Annotated in this window: 21 protein-coding genes and 1 pseudogene; 12 read left to right on the plus strand and 10 right to left on the minus strand. The window is 69.1% G+C overall.

The features are described 5' to 3' along the window. Entirely contained in the window at positions 1-732 is a 732-nt protein-coding gene (locus JF781_RS12170; protein ID WP_225327331.1) for an enoyl-CoA hydratase, read from the minus strand. Between the two features lie 27 nt (positions 733-759). On the opposite strand from JF781_RS12170, the gene JF781_RS12175 reads away from it, so the two are divergent. The 5 genes from JF781_RS12175 to JF781_RS12195 all read left to right on the plus strand — a co-directional run bounded on the left by JF781_RS12175 (position 760) and on the right by JF781_RS12195 (position 6,333). Continuing rightward, positions 760-2,241, plus strand: coding sequence for a carboxyl transferase domain-containing protein (locus JF781_RS12175; RefSeq protein WP_225327332.1), 1,482 nt, complete (start codon positions 760-762; stop codon positions 2,239-2,241). Positions 2,242-2,354: 113 nt separating this feature from the next. Continuing rightward, on the plus strand, positions 2,355-3,065 hold the full coding sequence (gene prrA, locus JF781_RS12180; protein ID WP_007777113.1) for a two-component system response regulator PrrA: 711 nt from the start codon (positions 2,355-2,357) through the stop codon (positions 3,063-3,065). A gap of 15 nt (positions 3,066-3,080) precedes the next feature. Beyond that, complete coding sequence (locus JF781_RS12185) at positions 3,081-4,418, plus strand: sensor histidine kinase KdpD (RefSeq protein ID WP_225327333.1); 1,338 nt, start codon at positions 3,081-3,083, stop codon at positions 4,416-4,418. A gap of 53 nt (positions 4,419-4,471) precedes the next feature. Further along, the gene (locus tag JF781_RS12190) at positions 4,472-4,735 is read left to right on the plus strand and encodes a DUF2630 family protein (RefSeq protein WP_225327334.1); all 264 of its coding nucleotides are present in this window, start codon (positions 4,472-4,474) and stop codon (positions 4,733-4,735) included. After that, complete coding sequence (locus JF781_RS12195) at positions 4,732-6,333, plus strand: NAD(P)/FAD-dependent oxidoreductase (protein ID WP_225327440.1); 1,602 nt, start codon at positions 4,732-4,734, stop codon at positions 6,331-6,333. Before JF781_RS12190 ends, JF781_RS12195 begins: the two co-directional genes overlap by 4 nt. Positions 6,334-6,377: 44 nt before the next feature. Here JF781_RS12195 and JF781_RS12200 read toward each other — a convergent pair whose 3' ends face one another. The 3 genes from JF781_RS12200 to pdxH form a co-directional block, all read right to left on the minus strand. Continuing rightward, complete coding sequence (locus JF781_RS12200) at positions 6,378-7,673, minus strand: citrate synthase (protein WP_225327335.1); 1,296 nt, start codon at positions 7,671-7,673, stop codon at positions 6,378-6,380. Between the two features lie 271 nt (positions 7,674-7,944). Then, positions 7,945-8,844: an amidohydrolase family protein gene (locus tag JF781_RS12205; RefSeq protein ID WP_225327336.1), complete on the minus strand. Its 900-nt coding sequence runs from the start codon at positions 8,842-8,844 to the stop codon at positions 7,945-7,947. 30 nt (positions 8,845-8,874) lie between these two features. After that, complete coding sequence (gene pdxH, locus JF781_RS12210) at positions 8,875-9,504, minus strand: pyridoxamine 5'-phosphate oxidase (RefSeq protein WP_225327441.1); 630 nt, start codon at positions 9,502-9,504, stop codon at positions 8,875-8,877. Between the two features lie 117 nt (positions 9,505-9,621). Between pdxH and JF781_RS12215 the strand changes: the two genes are divergently transcribed. Further along, the gene (locus JF781_RS12215; RefSeq protein WP_225327337.1) at positions 9,622-10,743 is read left to right on the plus strand and encodes a citrate synthase 2; all 1,122 of its coding nucleotides are present in this window, start codon (positions 9,622-9,624) and stop codon (positions 10,741-10,743) included. A gap of 135 nt (positions 10,744-10,878) precedes the next feature. Then, the gene (locus tag JF781_RS12220; protein ID WP_225327338.1) at positions 10,879-11,337 is read left to right on the plus strand and encodes a VOC family protein; all 459 of its coding nucleotides are present in this window, start codon (positions 10,879-10,881) and stop codon (positions 11,335-11,337) included. Here the strand turns inward: JF781_RS12220 and JF781_RS12225 are convergent. Both JF781_RS12225 and JF781_RS12230 read right to left on the minus strand, forming a co-directional pair. Next, positions 11,334-13,022: an FAD-dependent oxidoreductase gene (locus JF781_RS12225; RefSeq protein WP_225327339.1), complete on the minus strand. Its 1,689-nt coding sequence runs from the start codon at positions 13,020-13,022 to the stop codon at positions 11,334-11,336. The two genes, JF781_RS12220 and JF781_RS12225, sit on opposite strands and share 4 nt — an antisense overlap. Positions 13,023-13,043: 21 nt before the next feature. Then, the gene (locus tag JF781_RS12230; protein WP_225327340.1) at positions 13,044-14,069 is read right to left on the minus strand and encodes a diiron oxygenase; all 1,026 of its coding nucleotides are present in this window, start codon (positions 14,067-14,069) and stop codon (positions 13,044-13,046) included. Positions 14,070-14,316: 247 nt separating this feature from the next. Between JF781_RS12230 and serC the strand changes: the two genes are divergently transcribed. Next, the gene (serC, locus tag JF781_RS12235) at positions 14,317-15,435 is read left to right on the plus strand and encodes a phosphoserine transaminase (RefSeq protein ID WP_225327341.1); all 1,119 of its coding nucleotides are present in this window, start codon (positions 14,317-14,319) and stop codon (positions 15,433-15,435) included. A 134-nt stretch (positions 15,436-15,569) separates the two neighbouring features. Next, positions 15,570-16,340, plus strand: a complete 771-nt coding sequence (gene sepH, locus JF781_RS12240) for a septation protein SepH (protein WP_225327342.1) — start codon at positions 15,570-15,572, stop codon at positions 16,338-16,340. A gap of 60 nt (positions 16,341-16,400) precedes the next feature. On the opposite strand, the gene JF781_RS12245 is transcribed toward sepH, so the two are convergent. The 3 genes from JF781_RS12245 to JF781_RS12255 are packed head-to-tail and all read right to left on the minus strand — an operon-like array spanning position 16,401 to position 17,996. Continuing rightward, entirely contained in the window at positions 16,401-16,679 is a 279-nt protein-coding gene (locus tag JF781_RS12245) for a DUF2537 domain-containing protein (RefSeq protein ID WP_374109696.1), read from the minus strand. Positions 16,680-16,689: 10 nt separating this feature from the next. Continuing rightward, on the minus strand, positions 16,690-17,568 hold the full coding sequence (locus JF781_RS12250) for an RNA methyltransferase (protein WP_225327344.1): 879 nt from the start codon (positions 17,566-17,568) through the stop codon (positions 16,690-16,692). Next, positions 17,565-17,996 (minus strand): MarR family transcriptional regulator, encoded by a 432-nt coding sequence (locus JF781_RS12255; protein ID WP_225327345.1) that lies wholly within the window; start codon positions 17,994-17,996, stop codon positions 17,565-17,567. The genes JF781_RS12250 and JF781_RS12255 overlap by 4 nt, the downstream gene beginning before the upstream one ends. 192 nt (positions 17,997-18,188) lie before the next feature. Between JF781_RS12255 and JF781_RS12260 the strand changes: the two genes are divergently transcribed. After that, complete coding sequence (locus tag JF781_RS12260) at positions 18,189-18,464, plus strand: DUF2530 domain-containing protein (protein WP_225327346.1); 276 nt, start codon at positions 18,189-18,191, stop codon at positions 18,462-18,464. A 23-nt stretch (positions 18,465-18,487) separates the two neighbouring features. Next, positions 18,488-18,952, plus strand: coding sequence for an SRPBCC family protein (locus JF781_RS12265; protein WP_225327347.1), 465 nt, complete (start codon positions 18,488-18,490; stop codon positions 18,950-18,952). A 176-nt stretch (positions 18,953-19,128) separates the two neighbouring features. Here JF781_RS12265 and JF781_RS12270 read toward each other — a convergent pair. After that, a pseudogene (locus JF781_RS12270) lies at positions 19,129-19,911 on the minus strand (DUF3027 domain-containing protein); the annotation flags it as partial. A gap of 130 nt (positions 19,912-20,041) precedes the next feature. Here JF781_RS12270 and JF781_RS12275 point away from each other — a divergent pair. Then, entirely contained in the window at positions 20,042-21,691 is a 1,650-nt protein-coding gene (locus tag JF781_RS12275) for an MFS transporter (RefSeq protein ID WP_225327348.1), read from the plus strand.

Below are 21,691 nucleotides of genomic sequence, written 5' to 3' on the forward strand. Positions count from 1 at the left end.
TCAGGCTCCTTGGAACTTCGGTGGCCGCTTCTCGATGCGGGCGACCTGGGCTTCGACGACGTCTTGACTGCTCCAGGCCTTGTCGAAGAGCTCCTTGTGCACCGGCCCGGCCTCTTCGATGGCGCCGTCGTCGTTGAGCACCCGCTTGGCGTGCTGGATCGCCAGCGGGGCCAGGCCGGCGATCTCGGCGGCCCAGGCCTGGGCGTCGGCCAGCGTCCCGATGCGGTTGGCCATCCCGGTCTGCAGCGCCGCGTCGGCCGTCAGCTTTTCCGCGGCCAGCAGCATCGCGCGGGCCCGGCCGTGACCGACCAGCGTCGAGAGGCGCCGGATACTCCAGTTGTCAAGGGCCAGGCCGTATTTCGATGTCGGAAACTGGAAGAAGGCGTCCGGCGCGACCACCCGGAGGTCGCATTGCATGGCCAGCTGCAGGCCCGCGCCGATGGCCGGGCCGTTGATGGCGCCGATCACCGGGATGAGGGTCGCGTCCAACACCCTGTGCAGCTCGATGAGCCGGTCGGGATAGTCGGCGGCGAACGCGTCGCCGCTCAGGTCCGCGCCGGCGCAGAACACCGTGCCCTGGCCGGTCAGCACGATCGCCCGGGTGGAGCCGTCGCCCGCCTTCAGCACGGCCTCCCGCAGCTCCTCGACGAGCTGCGAGTTCAAGGCGTTGCGGCGCTCGGGGCGCTGCAACTCGATGGTCAAAACGGCTTCGGCCTGGCTGACACCGATCATGGGAGCCACCCTATATAGCCTCGTCACGTGAGTCGTATCTCGGCTGGTCAACTACGCGACGCGGTCCTGGACGAGAATTCCTTCATCCGCTGGGACGCTGAGCCGCTCGCCGTGCCGCTCAGCACCGCCTATGCGCGAGAGCTGGCCGATGCCCGCGCCGCCACGGGCCTGGACGAGTCGGTGCTGACCGGCGAAGGGCGCATCTTCGGGCGCCGGGTCGCGGTGGTGGTCTGCGAATTCGGCTTTCTCGGCGGCTCGATCGGGGTGGCCGCCGCCGAACGGATCACCGCCGCCGTGCAGCGGGCGACCGCCGAGGGCTTGCCGCTGCTGGCCTCGCCGAGCTCCGGGGGCACCCGCATGCAAGAGGGCACGGTCGCGTTCTTGCAGATGGTGAAGATCGCCGCCGCCGTCCGGCTGCACACCCAGGCGCAACTGCCCTATCTGGTCTATCTGCGCAATCCGACCACCGGCGGCGTGTTCGCGTCGTGGGGTTCGCTAGGCCATGTCACGCTCGCCGAACCGGGCGCGTTGATCGGCTTCCTCGGGCCTCGCGTATACCAGCTGCTCTATGGCGAACCGTTCCCCGAGGGCGTCCAGACCGCGGAGAACCTGCAGCGGCACGGCGTGATCGACGGCGTCGTCCCGCTCGACGAGCTGCGCCCCACGCTGGACCGCGCGATGACCGTCATCGCCGACCCTCCCGAGCCGCTGCCCGCGCCGCCACCACCCGAACCGACACCCGACGTCGCGGCGTGGGACTCGGTGGTCGCATCGCGGCGGCCCGACCGGCCGGGCGTCGGACTTCTGTTGCGGCACGGCGCAACTGATCAGGTGCTGTTGTCGGGGACCGGTCGAGGAGAGGCGGCGACCACGCTGTTGGCGCTGGCCCGGTTGGCCGGCCAGCCCGTGGTGGTGCTCGGCCAGCAGCGGATAGCGGGCGGCCGGGCAAGCACCGTGGGCCCGGCGTCGTTGCGCGAGGCCCGGCGCGGCATGGCGCTGGCCGCCGAATTGCGTCTGCCGCTGGTGCTGGTGATCGACACGGCGGGGCCGGCGCTGTCCGCCGAGGCCGAGCAGGGTGGGCTCGCCGGGCAGATCGCCCAGTGCCTGGCCGAGCTGGTGACCCTGGATACCCCGACGGTCTCCGTGCTGCTGGGCCAGGGCAGCGGCGGGCCGGCGCTGGCGATGGTGCCCGCCGACCGGGTGTTGGCCGCGCTGCACGGCTGGCTGGCGCCGCTACCGCCGGAAGGCGCCAGCGCGATCGTCTTCCGCGACACCGATCATGCCGCCGAACTCGCTGCGGCCCAAGGCATTCGGTCGGCTGATCTGTTGGAGTCCGGAATTGTCGACGTCGTCGTCGCGGAACATCCCGACGCCGCCGACGAGCCCGTCGAGTTCTCGCGGCGATTGTCGCGGGCCATCGCCGCCGAGGTGCAGGCGCTGCGCGGGATGCCCGCCGCCGAGCGGCTGGCCGCCCGGTTGCGGCGCTACCGCAACATCGGTGTGCGCTGAAACACTTCCGGCGAGCAGACGCGGAATCGCACAGAATCAGCGAGTTTGATGCGATTCCGCGTCTGCTCGCCCCAGGTCGCGCCTCCCACCGCCGAAAGCAGCAATCAGGCAAAATGGGCGGCATGGACACAGGAGCTAGCTCACCGCGGGTCTTGGTCGTCGACGACGACTCCGATGTGCTCGCGTCGCTGGAACGTGGCCTGCGGCTGTCCGGATTCGAGGTGTCGACCGCGGTCGATGGCGCCGAGGCATTGCGCAGCGCCACCGAGACGCGGCCGGACGCGATCGTGCTCGACATCAACATGCCGGTGCTGGACGGCGTCAGCGTCGTCACCGCGCTGCGCGCCATGGACAACGACGTCCCGGTCTGCGTGCTGTCGGCCCGCAGCTCGGTCGACGACCGGGTGGCGGGCCTGGAGGCCGGGGCCGACGACTACCTGGTCAAACCGTTCGTGCTGGCCGAGCTGGTAGCGCGGGTCAAGGCGCTGCTGCGGCGCCGCGGCGCCACCGCCACCTCCTCCTCGGAAACCATCACGGTGGGGCCGCTGGAAGTCGACATCCCGGGCCGTCGTGCCCGCGTCAACGGCGTCGACGTCGACCTGACCAAGCGGGAATTCGACCTGCTGGCGGTGCTGGCCGAACACAAGACCGCGGTCTTGTCCCGCGCGCAGCTGCTCGAGCTGGTGTGGGGTTATGACTTCGCCGCCGACACCAACGTCGTCGACGTCTTCATCGGATACCTGCGCCGCAAGCTGGAGGCCAACGGTGGGCCCCGGCTACTGCACACCGTGCGCGGAGTGGGATTCGTGCTGCGCATGCAGTAACCCGGGCGAGCGGCCATGAACATCCTGTCCCGGATCCTGACCCGTACGCCGTCGTTACGGGCCCGGGTCGCGGTCGCGACCGCGATCGGCACCGCCATCGTGGTGGTGATCGCGGGGGCGGTCGTGTGGTTCGGCATCACCAGCGCCTGGAAAGAGCGCCTGGACCGGCGCCTGGACGAGGCGGCGGGCTTCGCCATCCCCTTCCTGCCGCGCGGGCTCGACGACATCCCGCGTGCTCCCCACGATCAGGACACCGTGATCACCGTCCGGCGCGACGGCCAGGTCAAGTCCAACTCGGACGTCACGCTGCCGCCGCTGGACGTGGGCTATGCCGACACCTACATCAACGGCGTGCGCTATCGCGTCCGAACCTTGGAGGTCGCGACGCCGCAGCCGGCGACGGTGGCAGTGGGTGCGACGTATTACGACACGATCGCCCAGACCAACAACCTGCATCGCCGGGTGATCCTGATCTGCGCGCTGTCGATCGGCGCGGCGGCGGTATTCGCTTGGCTCCTGGCGGCTTTCGCGGTCCGGCCGTTCAAGCGCCTGGCCCAGCAAGCCCGCTCGATCGACGCCGACGAGCGGCCACAGGTGGCGGTGCGCGGCGCCACCGAGGCGGTCGAGGTCGCCGAGGCCATGCGGGGCATGCTGCAGCGCATCTGGAAGGAGCAGGACCGGACCAAGGAGGCGCTCGCCTCCGCGCGCGACTTCGCCGCCGTGTCCTCGCACGAGTTGCGCACTCCGCTGACCGCGATGCGCACCAACCTCGAGGTGCTGTCCACCCTGGACATGCCGGACGAACAACGCAAAGAGGTGCTGGGCGACGTCATCCGCACCCAGTCGCGCATCGAGGCCACGCTGAGCGCCCTCGAGCGGCTGGCCCAGGGCGAACTGTCGACGTCCGACGATCACGTGCCGGTCGACATCACCGAGCTGCTCGACCGGGCCGCCCACGACGCCATGCGGATCTATCCCGGTGTCGACGTCTCGCTGGTGCCGTCGCCCACCTGCATCATCGTGGGGTTGCCGGCCGGGTTGCGCCTCACCGTCGACAACGCGATCGCCAATGCCGTCAAGCACGGCGGCGCCACGCGCGTTGAGCTGTCGGCGGTCAGCTCGCGCGCCGGCGTGGAGATCACCGTCGACGACAACGGGCGCGGCGTGCCGGAGGACGAGCGTCAGGTGGTGTTCGCCCGGTTCTCCCGCGGATCGACGGCGTCGCATTCCGGGTCGGGCCTGGGATTGGCCTTGGTGGCCCAGCAGGCCCAGCTGCACGGCGGGACCGCCGCGCTGGAAAGCAGCCCGCTGGGTGGTGCGCGGTTGGTGCTGCGGCTCCCCGGCCCCAGTTAGCCGCTGGCCGTCGGCGGCTATCAGCCCGCTTGCGCGTCGGGCAGACTGGAGCGATGGCCAACGGCAGCAAACCCACCGACAACGACACCCTGGCACACATCCGCGACCTCGTCGCCGAGGAGAAGGCGCTGCGGGCCCAACTGCAGCGCGGTGACATCGACACGTCGGAGGAACACGACCGCCTTCGGCGCATGGAGATCGAACTCGACCAATGCTGGGATCTGCTGCGGCAGCGCCGGGCGCTCCGCGAGAGCGGCGGTGACCCACGCGAGGCGGAGGTGCGACCGCCCGACGAGGTCGAGGGCTACCTGAGCTGAGCGGCCAGGCGGCGGGCGTCGACGCGGTAGACGTCGTCGTCGTCGGAGGCGGGCACAACGGCCTCGTCGCGGCGGCCTATCTGGCCCGGGCGGGCCTGCGGGTGCGCCTGCTGGAACGGCTGGAACAGACCGGCGGCGCGGCCATCTCGGCGCAACCCTTCGACGGCGTCGGCGTCCGGGTCTCGCGCTACTCCTACCTGGTCAGCTTGCTGCCGAGCCGCATCGTGGAGGACCTGGGCGCGGGGGTTCGGCTGGCGCGACGGCCCTTTTCGTCGTACACGCCCGACCCGGCCACCGGCGGCCGCGGCGGACTGCTGATCGGGGCGACCGGTAACACCTTCGCCGCCATCGGCGCGGCCGACGACGCCCCCGGCTTCGCCGCCTTCTACCAGCGCTGCCGGCTGGTGACCGAACGGCTGTGGCCGACACTGCTCGAACCGCTGCGCAGCCGCGGGCAGGCCCGCCGCCGCGTCGTGGAAAGCAACGACCCCCGCGCGGCGGCGGCCTGGGAAGCCATGATCGAGGAACCGATCGGCGGGGCCATCGCCGGCGCGGTGGGCAACGATCTGGTCCGCGGGGTGATGGCCACCGACGCCCTCATCGGCACCTTCGCCCGCCTCGACGATCCGTCGTTGACGCAGAACGTCTGCTTCTTGTACCACGTGCTCGGCGGTGGCACCGGGGACTGGGACGTGCCGATCGGCGGGATGGGCGCGCTGACCACCGCCCTGGCCACGGCGGCCGTCGGCCACGGCACCGAAATCATCAGCGGCGCAGACGTTTACGCCGTCGACCCGAGCGGTGAAGTGCGCTATCGCATCGGCGAGCGAGAGCGGCGGGTCCGGGCCCGGTTCGTCCTCGCCGGCATCACGCCCACCGTGCTGGCCGGGCTACTCGGCGAAGAACCGCCACCGGCGGCCGGCGGCGCGCAGGTCAAGGTCAACATGGTGCTGCGGCGACTGCCCCGCCTACGCGACCGCGGCGTCACACCCGAGCAGGCCTTCGCCGGAACCTTTCACGTCAACGAGACCTGGACGCAACTGGATACCGCCTACGCGCAGGCGGCCGCGGGGCGAGCGCCGAATCCCCTGCCGTGCGAAGCGTATTGCCACTCGCTGACCGACCCCAGCATCCTGTCCGACGACCTACGCGGCTCGGGCGCCCAGACGATGACGGTGTTCGGCCTGCACACCCCGCACGCGCTGTTCGACGACGCCGACCCCGACGCGCTGCGCGACCAGCTGACCGACAGGGTGCTGGCGTCGCTGAATTCCGTTCTGGCCGAACCGATTCAAGAGCTGCTGTTGCACGATGCGCACGGGCGCCCGTGCATCGAGACGACGACCACATCGGACCTCGAGCGCGCCCTGCGCATGAGCGGCGGCCACATTTTCCACGGCGGGCTGTGCTGGCCGTTCGCCGACGATGACGAGCCGCTGGACACCCCGGCGCGGCGATGGGGCGTGGCCACCACTCACCAACGAATCATGTTGTGCGGCTCGGGCGCTCGCCGCGGCGGGGCGGTGTCGGGCATCGGCGGGCACAACGCTGCGATGGCAGTGCTCGCCTCCCTCGCGAGCAGACATAGAATCGCATAAATCCCGCCGCCCGCAGGCGATTCTGCGTCTGCTCGGCAGGGAAACTAGCGCGCGTCGATCGTCGCGTAGTCGCGCTCGGTGTAGCCGGTGTAGATCTGGCGCGGGCGGCCGATCTTGCTGTCGCCCTCGTCGTGCATCTCACGCCAGTGCGCGATCCAGCCGGGCATCCGGCCCAGCGCGAACAGCACGGTGAACATCCGCGTCGGGAACCCGAGGGCGCGGTAGATCAGGCCGGTGTAGAAGTCGACGTTGGGGTACAGCTTGCGCTCGACGAAGTAGTCGTCGGTCAGCGCCGCCTCTTCGAGCTCCTTGGCGATGCTGAGCAGGTCGTCGTCGCCGCCGAGCTTGGCCAGGATCTTGTCGGCCTGCTCCTTGACGATGCGGGCCCGCGGGTCGTAGTTCTTGTAGACGCGGTGGCCGAAGCCCATCAGCTTGACGCCGGCCTCGCGGTTCTTCACCTTCCGGACGAATTCACTGACGTTGTCGTCGCTTTCGCGGATCTGCTCGAGCATCTCGAGGACCGCCTGGTTGGCGCCGCCGTGCAGCGGGCCCCACAGCGCGTTGATTCCGCCGGAAACGGAGGTGAACAGGTTGGCTTGTGACGACCCAACCAACCGCACCGTCGACGTCGAGCAGTTCTGCTCGTGGTCGGCGTGCAGGATGAGCAGCATGTCCAGCGCCCGAATGATCTCGGGGTCCGCCTGGTAGGGCTCGGCGGGCAGGCCGAAGGTCATGCGCAGGAAGTTCTCCACCAGCGTCAGCGAGTTGTCCGGGTAGAGGAACGGCTGACCGACCGACTTCTTATATGCGTAGGCGGCGATGGTCGGCAGCTTGGCCAACAGCCGGATGGTGGACAGCTCGACCTGCTCGGTGTCGGTCGGGTCGAGCGAGTCCGGGTAGTACGCGGAGAGCGCGTTGACCGCGCTGGACAACACCGGCATCGGGTGGGCGTTGCGCGGAAAACCGTCGAAGAACCGCTTCAGGTCCTCGTGCAGCATGGTGTGCAGCTGGATCCGCTTGGTGAACTCGGCCAGCTGCTCCTTGCTGGGCAGCTCGCCGTAGATCAAGAGGTAGCTCACCTCGATGAAGGTCGACTTCTCGGCCAGTTGCTCGATCGGGTAGCCGCGGTAACGCAGGATTCCGGCGTCGCCGTCGATGTAGGTGATCGAGCTCTTGCACGACGCGGTGTTGACGAAACCGTTGTCGAATGTGGTGTAGCCGGTCTTGGACAACAGCGAGCCCAGCGCGATGCCGTCGGCGCCTTCGGTGGCGCTGACGATCTCCAGGTCGGTCTCACCGCCCGGGTACTTCAGAGTGGCGGTGTCGTCGGTGTCGGCCACGAGAACCCCTTCGTGCTTCCGGCTGATACGGCTGCCCCCTGACTTGGGTGCTTACAGCTGAAGGTAGTCGTTATGGCGACGAGGCGCCCGTCCGGGGTCGGGTCTACGAACCTTCCTTAAGCTTTCATCAGGTAGCGCGGTGACCGTCCCGGCGGCTCGTGACTTTCGCCACTGCGCGCCCGGCGCTCGCCCGCGGGTGCGACGCGATCCGCCGAAGCGCAGACCGCAACGGGTTCACCCGCACCGCCCTTGCCCGGGCAAGCGGCGGCCATCACCCCGTCGTGGACATCGGTTCAGCCAGCCCGAAGACGTGAGCGGCGTTGTCATGTAACACCTTTCGCAGCCACACGTCGTCGACGCCAGGCAGCCGGGTGAGGACTTGGATCGCGTCGAGGTAGCCATACGGGATGTTGGGAAAGTCGCTCCCGAAGAGTATGCGGTCGGCGAGGTCGCGAAGCCGTCCGTACTCGGCGGGCGGGAACGGCATGGCCTCCTCGATGAACGGGGTGAACGCCATGGTGGTGTCGAGGCGCACGTCGTCGTACCGATCGGCCAGGTCGAGGAAGCCCGTGTACTCGGGCATGCCCAGGTGGGCAACGATCAACCGCAGGTGGGGATGGCGCGCGAGCAGGGCGGCGACGGGCGCGACGCCGGTGTGGTCGCCGGGGACGGGACCCGAGCCGCAGTGGATGACGACGGGGATTGCGGCGTCTTCGATGAGGCCCCAGGCGCCGTCGAGCAGCGGGTCGGTGGGGCTGTATCGGCCGACCTGAATGTGGGCCTTGAACACTCGGGCGCCCGAGGCGATGGCCTGACCCACGTAGTCCTTTACACCCGGTTCGGGGTACAGCGTCGCGGTGTGCAGGCAGTCGGGCGTCGTCGCCGCGAACGATCTCGCCCACTGGTTCAACCAGGCCGCCATGTGCGGCTTGTGCGGATAGATCAGCGACGTGAACGCCCGGGCCCCAAAGCCCCGGAGGGTCCGCAGGCGCTGTTGTTCGTCGCTGCGGTAGGCGATCGGCCAATGCCGTCCCACCAGCGGACCGGCATCATCGAAGTATCGCCACACCTTGTCCATCACCGACTTGGGCATGAAATGCGTGTGCACGTCGACGATGCCTGGCAGCCCGAGCGACTTCGTGAGCCGGCGCACCGATTCCGTTTCGTCCATCGCCAGCCAAGTTAGCCGCCGGTCGGCGCGCTACGGCTGGAGGCGCTCGACGCGATCGCCGCTGACCCGGATGCGGTTATGCAAGCGGTTTTCCCGTCCCTGCCAGAACTCGACCACCTCCGGCGCGATGAGATAGCCGCCCCAGCCCGGCGGCACCGGAACCTGGTCGCGGTCGGCGAAGCGCGCGGTCACCTCCGCCAGCTGGCCCAGCAGGGCCGCCCGCGAGGCGATCGGGTGCGACTGATGCGAGGCCCAGGCGCCCAGCTGTGACCCGCGCGGCCGTTTCGACCAGTAGTCCTCGGTGGCCTCCGCGGTGACCTTGCGCACCGGGCCGCGGACGTGGACCTGGCGGCCGAGCTGGTACCAGGGAAACGTCACCGCGGCGTACGGCGTCGCGGCCAGATCGTCGCCCTTGGCCGAGCCATAGTTGGTGAAAAAGGTGATTCCGGTCTCGTCGATGCTCTTGCACAGCACCGACCGGCTGGCCGGCCGGCCGTCGGCGGTGACGGTGGCCAGCACCATCGCGTTGGGCTCGGCGACACCCGCTGCCTCGGCGTCGTCGATCCATCTGCGCAACAACGAAACCCAACCGTCGGCGAGCCAGTCCGCGTCGAGGTCTGGACTGCCGTCCTTCTCCACCGATCCGTATTCCACACGCATTCTTTGCAGGTGCTCTTTTCCTGGCTCGGGGTCTCGTCCTGCCATCGCGTCCACGCTACCGGCGCTTGCTACCGGCCGGTAGCGTCGGCCCGAGCGGGGGGTGCGAGAATTTTCGGCATGACTGTGGTCCCAGAAGACTTTGTCCCCGGACTGGAAGGCGTCGTGGCCTTCACCACCGAAATCGCCGAACCGGATAAAGACGGCGGCGCGCTGCGCTACCGCGGTGTCGACATCGAAGACCTGGTGGGTCAGCACGTCACCTTCGGCGACGTATGGGCGTTGCTGGTCGACGGCAAGTTCGGCCACGGGCTGCCGCCCGCCGAGCCGTTCCCGCTGCCCATCCACACCGGTGACGTGCGCGTCGACGTGCAGGCGGGCCTGGCGATGCTCGCCCCGATCTGGGGGTACAAGCCGCTGCTGGACACCGATGAGGCCACCGCCCGCAACCAGCTGGCCCGGGCGTCCGTCATGGCGCTGTCGTATGTGGCGCAGTCAGCGCGCGGTATTTATCAGCCCGCGGTGCCGCAGCGGGTGATCGACGAGTGCGAAACGGTCACTGCCCGTTTCATGACGCGCTGGCAGGGCGAGCCGGACCCGCGTCACGTCGAAGCGATTGACGCCTACTGGGTTTCGGCCGCCGAGCACGGCATGAACGCCTCGACGTTCACCGCACGGGTCATCGCCTCCACCGGCGCCGACGTGGCCGCGGCGCTGTCCGGGGCGATCGGCGCGATGAGCGGCCCACTGCACGGCGGCGCGCCGGCGCGGGTGCTGCCGATGATCGAAGAGGTCGAGCGCACCGGCGACGCGCGCGGCCTGGTGAAGAAGATCCTGGACAGCGGCGACAAGCTGATGGGATTCGGGCACCGGGTGTACCGCGCGGAGGACCCGCGGGCGCGGGTGCTGCGCGCCACCGCCGAGCGGTTGGCCGCGCCGCGCCACGAGGTTGCCGTCGCGCTGGAGCAGGCCGCCCTCGCCGAGCTGCGTGAGCGGCGCCCCGACCGGGCCATCGAGACCAACGTCGAGTTCTGGGCCGCGGTCATCCTGGACTTCGCCCGGGTGCCGGCCAACATGATGCCCGCGATGTTCACCTGCGGGCGCACCGCCGGGTGGTGCGCCCACATTCTCGAGCAGAAGCGGCTCGGCAAGCTGGTCCGGCCGTCGGCGATCTACGTGGGCCCCGCCCCGCGCAGCCCGGAATCCGTCGAGGGCTGGGACCGCAGCCTCACCAACGCCTGAGCCCTTCCAGCTTGTCGGTACCCGGCGATTTAATGGTCGCTGTCGCGCGATGAGTTTGCGTCACCGACGCAGTCATACGTCGTGAGCCTGCCCTGCCGTGGGCAGGCGACGGAACCGATAGCAAGGAGAACCAGCATGGCGATCAACATCGAACCCGCATTGTCCCCGCACCTCGTGGTCGACAATGCCGCCGCGGCAATCGACTTCTACGTCAAGGCTTTTGGGGCCGAGGAGATTGGCCGTGTGCCGCGTCCGGACGGCAAACTGGTCCACGCCGCGGTGCGCATCAACGGCTTCACGGTGATGCTCAACGACGACTTCCCGGAGATGTGTGGCGGCAAGTCGATGACCCCGACCTCGTTGGGTGGCACCCCGGTCACGATCCACCTCACCGTCACCGACGTCGACGCCGGCTTCCAGCGGGCGCTGGACGCCGGTGCCACCGTGGTGGCCCCGCTGGAGGACCAGTTCTGGGGCGACCGCTACGGCGTGGTCGCCGACCCGTTCGGCCACCATTGGTCGCTGGGGCAGCCGGTCCGCGAGGTCAGCATGGAAGAGATCACGGCGGCGATGTCCGGGCAGGGAGCCGGTTAGCCGAGCAGCCGGTCCAAGAGCCGGCGTCGCGGCGGCGGCGCCGGCTCGGCGGTCGCTGCGGCCGCGAGCATCGCGGCGACGTCGGTGAACTTGTTGCGGGGCCGGCCCTCACCGCTGCCGCGCGCGATCTCCGCGGCGTCGATGGCACGCCATCCCGCCGCGTCGATGGCGTCGGGCTGGCGGGCGCGCACCAGGGCGGTCAGCGCCTCGGGCTTGGCCGCCGGATCGGTCAGGTTGCCGGCGTTGAAATCGGCGACCAGGGCCTGCACGGTCTCAAACGAGCACGACTTGTTGGTCCCGATGAACCCGCTCGGCCCCCGCTTGATCCAGCCCGCGACGTATGCGCCGGGCACCGGTGTGCCGGAGGCGGGATCGACGACGCGCCCGCCGTCGTTGGGCACCACGGCCGACGATTCGTCATAGGGAAGGCCGCGAATTGGCTTGCCGCGGTAGCCGATCGACGTCAGCACCAGACCCGTGTTCACGCGGCGCACGTCATTGGTGCCGGTGACCGAGAACTCCACACCGGAGACGCGCTGCTCCCCCAGCACACGATTCGGAGTGAGCCGGTAAGCCAGCCTGATCCGCGGGCGTGCCGCCGGCGCCGAGGCGTCGCCGAGCGTGCTCAAGATTTCCAGCTTGTTTTTCGTCAAGGCATCCGACGCCGTCGCGAGGTCGGCCGCGACCAGCTCGTGGTCGGCCGCGCTGAGCACGACCTCGGAACCGCCCGTGAGCCCGATCAGCTCGGGCAACGTGAACGCCGACTGGGCCGGGCCACGCCGGGCGGCGATCACCACCTCACGCACCGCTGAGCCGCGGAACGCCGCCAGCGCGTGGTCGGCGATATCGGTGCGGGCCAGGTCGTCGGCGTCCGCGGTGAGCACCCGGGCCACATCGAGGGCGACGTTTCCGTTGCCGATGATCACCACCCGTTCGTGGCTGAGATCGACTGGCAGATCGGCGAAGTCGGGATGACCGTTGATCCAGGCGACCAATTCGGTCGCGGTGCCGGTACCGGCCAGTCCCATGCCCTCGATGTCCAGACGGCGGTCGTCGGGCGCACCCACGGCGTACAGCACGGCGTGGTGGTGAGCCAACAGGTCGTCGTGGCTGAGGTGGTTGCCGATCTCGACGTTGAGATAGAAGCGGAAGCGCTCGTGGCCGGCGACCCGGTCGAAGAGCCGGGTGACCCTCTTGGTGTTCTGGTGATCGGGCGCCACCCCGGCCCGCACCAGCCCGTACGGGGTGGGCAACTTCTCAAAGACGTTGACGCACACGCCGTGCTGGGTGAGTAGCTCGTCGGCGGCATACATCGCCGCCGGACCCGATCCGACGATGGCCACGGTCAGCGGCCGGCGGCGGGCACGCACTTCGGCGGCCGGGATAACCGGGGCCAGCTTCGACGTCGGCGGAAGCTTCTCGCCCTCGGGCCGTTTCGGGTAGAAGGACGCGTTGATCTCGACGAAGGGCAGCTGCTTGGTATCCAGCCGGGTGTCGGGCGCGATGGCCCCGACCGGGCACGCGCTCACGCAGGCGCCGCAGTCCACGCAGGCCACCGGATCGATGTAGAGCATCTCCGAGGTGGCAAAGCCGGGCTCGTCCGGTGTGGGGTGAATGCAATTCACCGGACACGCGAAAACACAGGACCCGTCGTTGCAGCACGACTGGGTAATAACGTGCGGCATGAAACCTACAAACCGGACCCGTTATGCGGCCGGGACCGCGGCGAGGTGCTGGCGCTGCGGCTCGCTGCGGTAGCGCGACGGCTTTCCGTTGATCTTGCACAACCGCCACATCAACCGCGCCGAGCGCGTCTCCATCAGGCCGGTGTCGTAGGCCAGCATCCGCACGTCACCGAACATGTCGCTGAGCCACTTCCGCGATTCCGGCGACCGGAAGAACAGTTCCTTCTTGACCTCGCGCGGAATGTCGAACTCCCGCCAGAAAGCCTTGGGCGGCACCACAATTGCGCGGCACAGCGCCTTCATGGTCAGCGGCAGGTACAACGCGGTCCAGAAGCGCTGCCGCTTGGTCAGTTCGGGCACCCGCTTGCGCAGGAACTCGTGGGCGAACGAGATGTGGCGCGCTTCCTCGGCGACGTGAATCGCCATCACTCGTTCCATGATCGGGTGTAGCGACTTGCCTTCGCGCAGAATGTTTTTCTGCGTGTGGTCGATGGGTTCCTCGCCGGCGAGCACGCCGATGAAGAACGCCACCGGCAGCGGCCCGGCCACCAGCGGAACCAACGGCGACAGCCACTTGAGCATCCGCGGCATGCCCGGGACGTCGGCGCCGATCCGGTTCACCATCTCCTGGAACATCATGGTGTGGTTGCACTCTTCGACCGACTCGTGCAGGCAGTACCGGTATTCGGGTGATCCGTTGGGCACCCAGAACGTGTAGTTCATCAGGCCGCGGATCAGGATGGATTCGAAGTGCAACCCCACCTTGGCCACGTTGGCCTGCCGCCACATCCCGATCTTGATCTTGCGCTCATCTGACTGCGCCGCGTACCAGGGGTGGCGGCCCAGCGGGTCGGTCGCCGGCAGGATCCACCGGGGGTCGTTGTCGGTGACAGCGAATTCCGGTGAGTCCCAATCGATGTCGGTGTATGGGTTGAAGTTCCGCCGCACCGACCCCTCGGACAGTGTGGCAAGCATGTTGACGTAGTCGACGTCGTCGCGCACTTCCATGTTGCGGCGCCAACGCCGGACCAATCGCGTCCTAGCCATAATTCAGGCCTCCTCAACGAGGTTTACATTTGGACGTGCTATGTCCAGACAGTACCGGAGGTACCGGATATTTCCTAGACCCCTCCGGCGCACTGTGACCTGACCAGTGGTCATCCGATTCATATGCCCTGGATCACAACCAGCGAAACGTTGCGGCGGGTCCGAGCAGGCCTTTTGCCCCGACGGCAGGCGTCGGCGGACGGCCCGCTGAATCGGGCCGCCAGGGCGGCTCACTACCCTGATGAACATGGCTGACCAGCTCGAGATCCCCGCTGACATCAAACCCCGCGACGGCCGCTTCGGGTGCGGCCCGTCCAAGGTCCGGCCCGAACAACTCCAGGCGCTGACCACGACCGCGGCGCCGCTGTTCGGAACCTCGCACCGGCAGGCGCCGGTCAAGAATCTGGTGGGCCGACTGCGGTCGGGGCTCGCCCAGCTGTTCTCGGTGCCGGAGGGCTACGAGGTCATTCTGGGCAACGGGGGGGCGACGGCGTTCTGGGATGCCGCGGCGTTCGGCTTGATCGACAAGCGCTCGCTGCACCTCTCCTACGGCGAATTCAGCTCGAAGTTCGCCTCCGCGGTCGCCAAGAACCCCTTCGTCGGCGATCCCATCGTCATCAAGTCGGATGCGGGCAGCGCACCCGAGCCGCAGAGCGATCCCTCGGTGGACGTGATCGCCTGGGCCCACAACGAGACCTCGACCGGCGTCGCCGTGCCCGTGCGCCGACCCACCGACTCCGGTGAGGCATTGGTCGTCATCGACGCGACGTCCGGGGCCGGCGGCCTGCCCGTCGACATCACCGAGACGGATGCCTACTACTTTTCGCCACAGAAGAATTTCGCCAGCGACGGCGGACTGTGGCTGGCCGTCATGAGCCCCGCAGCGCTGGCCCGCGTCGAATCGGTCGCCGCATCCGGCCGCTGGGTCCCCGACTTCCTGTCGCTGCCCATCGCGGTGGAGAACAGCCTCAAGGACCAGACCTACAACACCCCGGCGGTCGGCACCCTGGCGCTGATGGCCGAGCAGGTCGACTGGATGCTGGGCAACGGCGGGCTGGACTGGGCCGTCAAGCGCACGGCGGACTCCTCGGGACGCCTGTACTCGTGGGCCGAAGAGCGGCCCTACACCACCCCGTTCGTCACCGACCCGAAGCTGCGCTCGCAGGTGGTGGGCACCATCGACTTCGTCGACGACGTCGACGCCGCGGCCGTGGCGAAGATCCTGCGGGCAAACGGAATCGTCGACACCGAGCCGTACCGCAAGCTCGGCCGCAACCAACTGAGGGTCGGGATGTTCCCGGCCGTGGATCCCGACGACGTCAGCGCCCTCACCGAGTGCGTCGACTGGGTCGTCGAGCGGCTTTAGTCGCACGCCCTGGAACAGCCGGCAATCACGCGCAACCGCCCAGCGTGTCAGCACAGATGATGGGCGGTTGCTGGACTAAAGTGCGCCGTGACGGATCCGTCGCTGACCTGCACGGAGCCTGCGAGGAGATAGCCATGCGGGAACTCAAAGTGGTCGGGCTCGACGCCGACAGCAAATACGTCATCTGCGAGAGCGATGATCCCGCGGAGCAGTTCAAGCTGGCGGCCGACGACCGCCTGCGAGCCGCTCTGCGCGACGCGGCCCAGCACCCCGAGCAACCGCAGCTCGAGATTGAAGTCACCAACATGCTCAGCCCCAAGGAAATTCAGGCCAAGATCCGCGCCGGCGCGTCCGTCGAGCAGGTCGCCGCGGCGTCGGGCTCGGACGTTTCGCGGATCCGCCGCTTTGCTCACCCGGTGCTGTTGGAACGGTTCCGCGCCGCGGAACTGGCAACCGCCGCACACCCCATGCTGGCCGACGGTCCGGCCGTGCTGACCCTGCTGGAGACCGTCAGCACCGCCTTGGTGACCCGGGGCCTCGACCACGACAAACTCAGCTGGGACGCCTGGCGCAACGAAGACAACCGCTGGACGGTGCAGCTCGCGTGGAAGGTCGGCCGTTCGGACAACCTCGCGCATTTCTGCTTCGCCCCCGGCGCCCACGGCGGAACGGTCACCGCCATCGACGACGCCGCCAGCGCGTTGATCGACCCGACCTTCGAGCGTCCGTTGCGACCGGTGGCGCGGGTGGCCCACGTCGACTTCGAAGAGCCCGCGAAGCCACCCGTCGCGGAAGCGCCGGCCCCCGAGCCCGACGAGAAGCCGGTACACACCCGCCGGGGCAAGCCGGTCATCCCGGCGTGGGAAGACGTGCTGCTCGGCGTGCGCTCGGGCGGGCAGCGCTAGCCCGCTAGAGCAAATGGTGGCGACCCGCTTCGCCCGGCTACGCCGCGCTCGCGATCACCACTAGGCGCGACCCGCGGCCGCCATCGCGAGCAGCGCGATCCACGCTCCCGTCACGCCGACTCCGGCGCCCAGCACGAACCAGCGCAGAACGGGGGTGCGCCGCCACCCCCACAGGGTCGGCGCCAGTCCCCCGGCCGCCACGATGTTCAGCCCGACGGCCAGCAGCGGATGCACGCGAACCAAGCCCAGACTGAGCACCACGATCGCCGCGGCGGTGACCGCCGCGACAAACGCGGTCACCGTCAAACCCGTTGCCCAGGGCACGGACTGGTCCTTCATCAGCCGAAGCCTAGCCTGACCGTCCATCCCCGCCTTTCGCCGCCGAGCGGCCCGCGACGTCACCGAGCCGGGCCCGCTCGTAGAACGCCAGCGCGGCCGCGGTCGCGACGTTGAGCGAGTCGGTGCCCCGCGACATCGGAATGCGCGCTCGCACATCGCTCAATCGCAAGGTGGCCGGCGTCAGCCCGGGACCCTCCGCGCCCACCAACACCGCGACGCGTTCGCCGCGCGCGGCCGTCATCGCCTCGGCCAACGGGCACGCCGAGTCTTGCGGGGTCATCGCCAGAAGCCGAAATCCGTTCTCCTTCAACGTCATCAGCTCGGCGGGCCAACAGGTTGCGCGCGCGTACGGCACCAGCAGGGCGTGGCCCATCGAGACCCGGACGGCGCGACGGTACAACGGATCGGCGCACCCACTGCCGAAGATCACCGCGTCGACGCCCAGCCCGGCCGCGTTGCGAAAGATCGAGCCCAGGTTCTCGTGATCGTTGACCCCTTCGAGCACGGCGACGGTGCGGGCGCCGGCGAGCACCTCGGCCACGCTCGGCTCCGGCACCCGCCGGGCGGCCGCCAGCACGCCGCGATTGAGGTGAAAGCCGACCACCTGGGCCATGACGTCGGCCGACGTCCGGTAGAACGGCACGGCGCTGCCGGCCAGGTCGTCCTTGAGCTCGGCGAGCCGGCGGTCGGTGCCGAGCAGGGCATGCGGGCGGAACCGGGACGCGAGCATGCGCTGCACCACCAGCACGCCTTCGGCGATCACCAGCCCTTTTCCCGACGGCAGGTCGGGACGGCGATCGACACTGTTCAGGTCGCGGAAATCGTCGAGCCTCGGGTCGTCGGGGTCGTCGACGTCGTGAACGTTGCCAACATCGGCGCCGGCGCTCACGGGCTTTCGTCGACCAACGCCAACATCAGATCGGCCGCGCTGCGCAGGATGTCACGTTGTTCGGAGTCCAGCGTCGACAGCCGCTTGGCCAGCCATTCCTGACGGGCGCGACGGTTGGCCTTGACCAGCTCCGCCCCGGCCTCGGAAACCGAGACCAGGACCTGCCGGCCGTCGACGGGGTGCGGCGCGCGATCCACCAGACCCATCTCGGCCAGCGACGCGATCACCCGCGTCATCGATGGCGGCCTGACCCGTTCGCGAATTGCCAGGGCGCCGGGCGTCATCGGACCTTCGGTGGCCAGCATGGCCAGCGCCGACAGCTGCGACAGCGACACCGGCGACGACGGGTTGCGGAACCGCAGTTGGCGGGCCAGCCGCATGACAGCCAGTGACAGGTCGCTGGCCAGCCGCGCATCGCTGTCAGGCATGGCGCGAGGTTACACGGAAGCCTGAGAAACCGGGACACCAACCGGTGAACGACGGGCGTTCACTAAACCGCACGAAACTTCATCGAAACGCTTAGCTGCGCGCCACCCCGTCCTGCTCGGAACCTTCGACGGTCCGTTTCGGCAAATGGGCGCGGCGCCAGCGGGCGCCGGCGGCGGGCTATGTTAATCGCGATGTCCGCCGAACCTGGCCACAACCGCACGGCGCCGCCCCTGCCCGCGGTACTGGTGCACGCCTGGCCGTTCATCGCGCTCGGAGCGCTGGGATGGGTGATCGCGGCGGCCGCGGCGTTCCTGGTGCCCGCTCTGGCGGGCTGGCGCCCGGTGACGCTGGCCGGGCTGGGCGTGGGGGTGCTCGGCACGACCATTTTCTTGCTGCAGCTTGCGGCGGCCCGCCGTGGCGCGCGCGGCGCCCAGGCCGGACTCGAAAATTACCTCGACCAAAGATGATTCGCTGACCTGTTGGAGGAGCGATGGTAGCCCCGCTATTGCAAGCGCACGTCGACATCAACGCACCGGTTGCCAAAGTGTGGGAATTGATTTCCGATCTTCGGCGCATGCCGGAATGGAGTCCGCAGTGCCGCTGGATGAAGCCTTTCGGCCCGGTGCGTCAGGGCACCCGCACCCTCAACCTCAACCGTCGCAATCGAATGTTCTGGCCGACCACCTGCACGGTGGTCGAGATCGTCCCGGACCGCAAACTCGCGTTCCGCGTCGACACCAACAACACCATCTGGAGCTATGAGCTCGAGCCGGCCGGCGAGGGCACCCGGGTGATCGAGAGCCGCCACGCCGAAAACGGCGTCACCGCGTTTTCGAACCTGTCGGTCAAAGCGCTCTTCGGCGGCACCGATAATTTCGAACACGAATTGCTCGACGGCATGAACGCCTCTTTGGCGCGCATCAAGGCCGCCGCAGAAGGCGCCGCACGGGGCTAGTCGGGGGTCTCGCTCTGGTTCTCCGGCGCGGGCTGCTGCTCGGACTCGGCCGACCCGGTTTCGGATTCCGCCTCCGGCGTTTCGGTCACCGCCTCCGGCTGAGCTTCTGACGTGTCCGACGGCTCCGACGGCTCCGACGTTTCGGGCGGCTCCGACGGCTCCGGTGGCGCCGTCGGCTCGACCGGCGCCTGGGTGACGTCCAGCACCCCGTCGTCGTAGGGCTCGTACGCGGGGGACCCGGTGCCCGCCGGCGCCGGGGTGTCCGAGTGCGCACCGCAGCCATACTGCTTGTCGACGATGTGCCCGTCGGCCGACAGCTCGTTGCCGCACACGCCGAACATGGCCCCCAGGGATCCCGACAGCGGCAGGAAGAAGCCACAGTCGCGGCACACCCGCTTGGTGGATCGCGCCATCGGCGAGTCGGGGCCGTAGTCGCCGGTGTGCCAGCGTTCGGCCGCCTCCGCACGTCCCTCGCCGCTCATCACCCAGCGTCGGCCCAGCCCGATCTCGGCGGCGGTCTCGTCGACCTGTGGGTCCCCGCTGGCGGTGTAGCCGGGAACCAGCCGAGGATCGTCGGCGGCGGGGGCCAACAGGTCCCCGGGGCTGAGGTCCCCGGGTCGCACCCGCTGCTCCCACGGCACCCATTCCGGCGCCAGCAACGCCGTCGGGCCCGGGACGAGCACCACTTCGCTCACGGTGGCGTGATCGGCGCCGGGATAGGCGGCCACAACCACGGCCCACTGCCACCCCTGGTAGCCCGGTAGATGCGCCAGGAACCGGTGGGTGGCGGTGTTCGGGTCTTCGTAGCTGACGCCCAGATAGTCGCCGAGCGTCTCCGGCCCGCTGAACTCCACAACGGCGGCCCTGGCCTGGTCCGCCGCGCCCGTGAGCACCGCCGCCAACCGTTCGGGCCACTCGCCCACGGTCGCCACGGGCGATCCCTCGATGGGTCTGGTCACGCTGTCTTCTGTCTGCATTGCGGTTCCAATACTAGGTTGACGAGCCACGCCCCGTTACCTGCAGACGCATGTCGCCGGCATAGGGGAGAATCGGGGAGTGTCTGGGCGGCGGCAAGGCGATCCGGGCCGGGTGGGCTCCAGGCCGGGCCGCCGGGCCCCCAATGGCGTTGCCGCACAACATCCGGGCGCGGCCAACTACCCTGCCGGCGACGGCGCCCAGCGCCGGACGCGCCGCCCACCGCCGATGCCGAGCGCCAACCGCTATCTGCCCCCGCTGAGCCACCAGGCGGAGCCGGACCACAGCACCGGCGCGCCCCCTCGTGCCCCGACTCCCGGCGAGCGGATCACCGTCACCCGCGCCGCGGCGCTGCGCAGCCGCGAAATGGGTTCCCGGATGTATTGGATGGTGCAGCGCGCGGCCACGGCCGACGGCGCCGACAAGTCCGGTCTGACGGCGCTCACCTGGCCCACGGTGGCCAACTTCGCGGTGGACGCCGCGATGGCCGTCGCCTTGGCCAACACGTTGTTCTTCGCGGCGGCGACCGGGGAGAGCAAGGGCCGCGTCGCGCTGTACCTGTTGATCACCATCGCGCCGTTCGCGGTGATCGCCCCCCTCATCGGTCCGGCGCTGGACCGGCTGCAGCACGGGCGCCGCGTCGCGCTCGCCGCGTCGTTCGCCCTACGCACGGCGTTGGCGCTGGTGCTGATCATGAACTACGACGGCGCCAGCGGGAGCTACCCGTCGATGGTGCTGTACCCGTGCGCGCTGGCCATGATGGTGTTCTCGAAGTCGTTCAGCGTGCTGCGCAGCGCGGTGACACCCAGGGTGATGCCGCCGACCATCGACCTGGTGCGGGTCAACTCGCGGCTGACCATGTTCGGTCTGCTGGGCGGCACCATCGCCGGGGGCGCCATCGCCGGGGGCGTCGAATTCGTCTGCACGCACCTGTTCAAGCTGCCCGGCGCATTGTTCGTCGTCGTCGCGGTCACGATCGCCGGCGCGGCGCTGTCCATGCGGATCCCGCGCTGGGTCGAGGTGACCGCCGGTGAGGTCCCCGCCACCTTGAGCTACCGCCAGGACAGCGAACCCCTGCGCCGAAGCTGGCACAAAGAGGTCAGCGGGGCACTTCGGCAACCGTTGGGCCGCAACATCATTACTTCGCTGTGGGGTAACTGCACCATCAAGGTCATGGTGGGGTTTCTGTTCTTGTATCCGGCATTCGTCGCCAAGGCGCATGACGCCAGCGGGTGGGCGCAGGTCGCCATACTCGGGGTGATCGGCGCGGCGGCCGGCATCGGCAACTTCGTCGGCAACTTCACCAGCGCGCGCCTCAAACTGGGCCGGCCCGCCGTGCTGGTGGTGCGCTGCACGCTGGCGGTGAGCGCGGTCGCATTGGCGGCCTCGGTGGCCGGCAACCTGATGCTGGCCGCGATCGCCACGCTGGTGACGTCGGGGGCCAGCGCGATCGCGAAGGCGTCCCTGGACGCCTCGTTGCAGAACGATCTGCCGGAGGAATCCCGGGCATCGGGTTTCGGGCGCTCGGAGTCGACGCTGCAGTTGGCCTGGGTCCTCGGCGGCGCCGTGGGTGTGTTGGTGTACACCGAACTGTGGGTCGGATTCACCGCGGTCACTGCCCTGCTCATCCCGGGCCTGGCGCAGACGCTGGTCAGCTTCCGCGGCAACTCGCTGATTCCCGGCCTGGGAGGTAATAGGCCCATCATGGTCGAGCAAGAGGGCACCCGTCGCGGCGTCGGCAGTCCGGCGGTGGTCGCCGAGTGA

It is taken from the genome of Mycobacterium sp. WUMAC-067, from assembly GCF_020217485.1.
Taxonomy (GTDB): Bacteria; Actinomycetota; Actinomycetes; order Mycobacteriales; family Mycobacteriaceae; genus Mycobacterium.

Excerpts from the sequence above, each read along its gene's own strand:
- JF781_RS12170 (WP_225327331.1), bottom strand. The coding sequence starts at position 732 with ATGATCGGTGTCAGCCAGGCCGAAGCCGTTTTGACCATCGAGTTGCAG.
- prrA (WP_007777113.1), top strand. The coding sequence starts at position 2,355 with ATGGGCGGCATGGACACAGGAGCTAGCTCACCGCGGGTCTTGGTCGTC.
- JF781_RS12185 (WP_225327333.1), top strand. The coding sequence starts at position 3,081 with ATGAACATCCTGTCCCGGATCCTGACCCGTACGCCGTCGTTACGGGCC.
- JF781_RS12190 (WP_225327334.1), top strand. The coding sequence starts at position 4,472 with ATGGCCAACGGCAGCAAACCCACCGACAACGACACCCTGGCACACATC.
- JF781_RS12205 (WP_225327336.1), bottom strand. The coding sequence starts at position 8,844 with ATGGACGAAACGGAATCGGTGCGCCGGCTCACGAAGTCGCTCGGGCTG.
- pdxH (WP_225327441.1), bottom strand. The coding sequence starts at position 9,504 with ATGCGTGTGGAATACGGATCGGTGGAGAAGGACGGCAGTCCAGACCTC.
- JF781_RS12215 (WP_225327337.1), top strand. The coding sequence starts at position 9,622 with ATGACTGTGGTCCCAGAAGACTTTGTCCCCGGACTGGAAGGCGTCGTG.
- JF781_RS12220 (WP_225327338.1), top strand. The coding sequence starts at position 10,879 with ATGGCGATCAACATCGAACCCGCATTGTCCCCGCACCTCGTGGTCGAC.
- JF781_RS12225 (WP_225327339.1), bottom strand. The coding sequence starts at position 13,022 with ATGCCGCACGTTATTACCCAGTCGTGCTGCAACGACGGGTCCTGTGTT.
- JF781_RS12230 (WP_225327340.1), bottom strand. The coding sequence starts at position 14,069 with ATGGCTAGGACGCGATTGGTCCGGCGTTGGCGCCGCAACATGGAAGTG.
- serC (WP_225327341.1), top strand. The coding sequence starts at position 14,317 with ATGGCTGACCAGCTCGAGATCCCCGCTGACATCAAACCCCGCGACGGC.
- sepH (WP_225327342.1), top strand. The coding sequence starts at position 15,570 with ATGCGGGAACTCAAAGTGGTCGGGCTCGACGCCGACAGCAAATACGTC.
- JF781_RS12245 (WP_374109696.1), bottom strand. The coding sequence starts at position 16,679 with ATGAAGGACCAGTCCGTGCCCTGGGCAACGGGTTTGACGGTGACCGCG.
- JF781_RS12255 (WP_225327345.1), bottom strand. The coding sequence starts at position 17,996 with ATGCCTGACAGCGATGCGCGGCTGGCCAGCGACCTGTCACTGGCTGTC.
- JF781_RS12260 (WP_225327346.1), top strand. The coding sequence starts at position 18,189 with ATGTCCGCCGAACCTGGCCACAACCGCACGGCGCCGCCCCTGCCCGCG.
- JF781_RS12265 (WP_225327347.1), top strand. The coding sequence starts at position 18,488 with ATGGTAGCCCCGCTATTGCAAGCGCACGTCGACATCAACGCACCGGTT.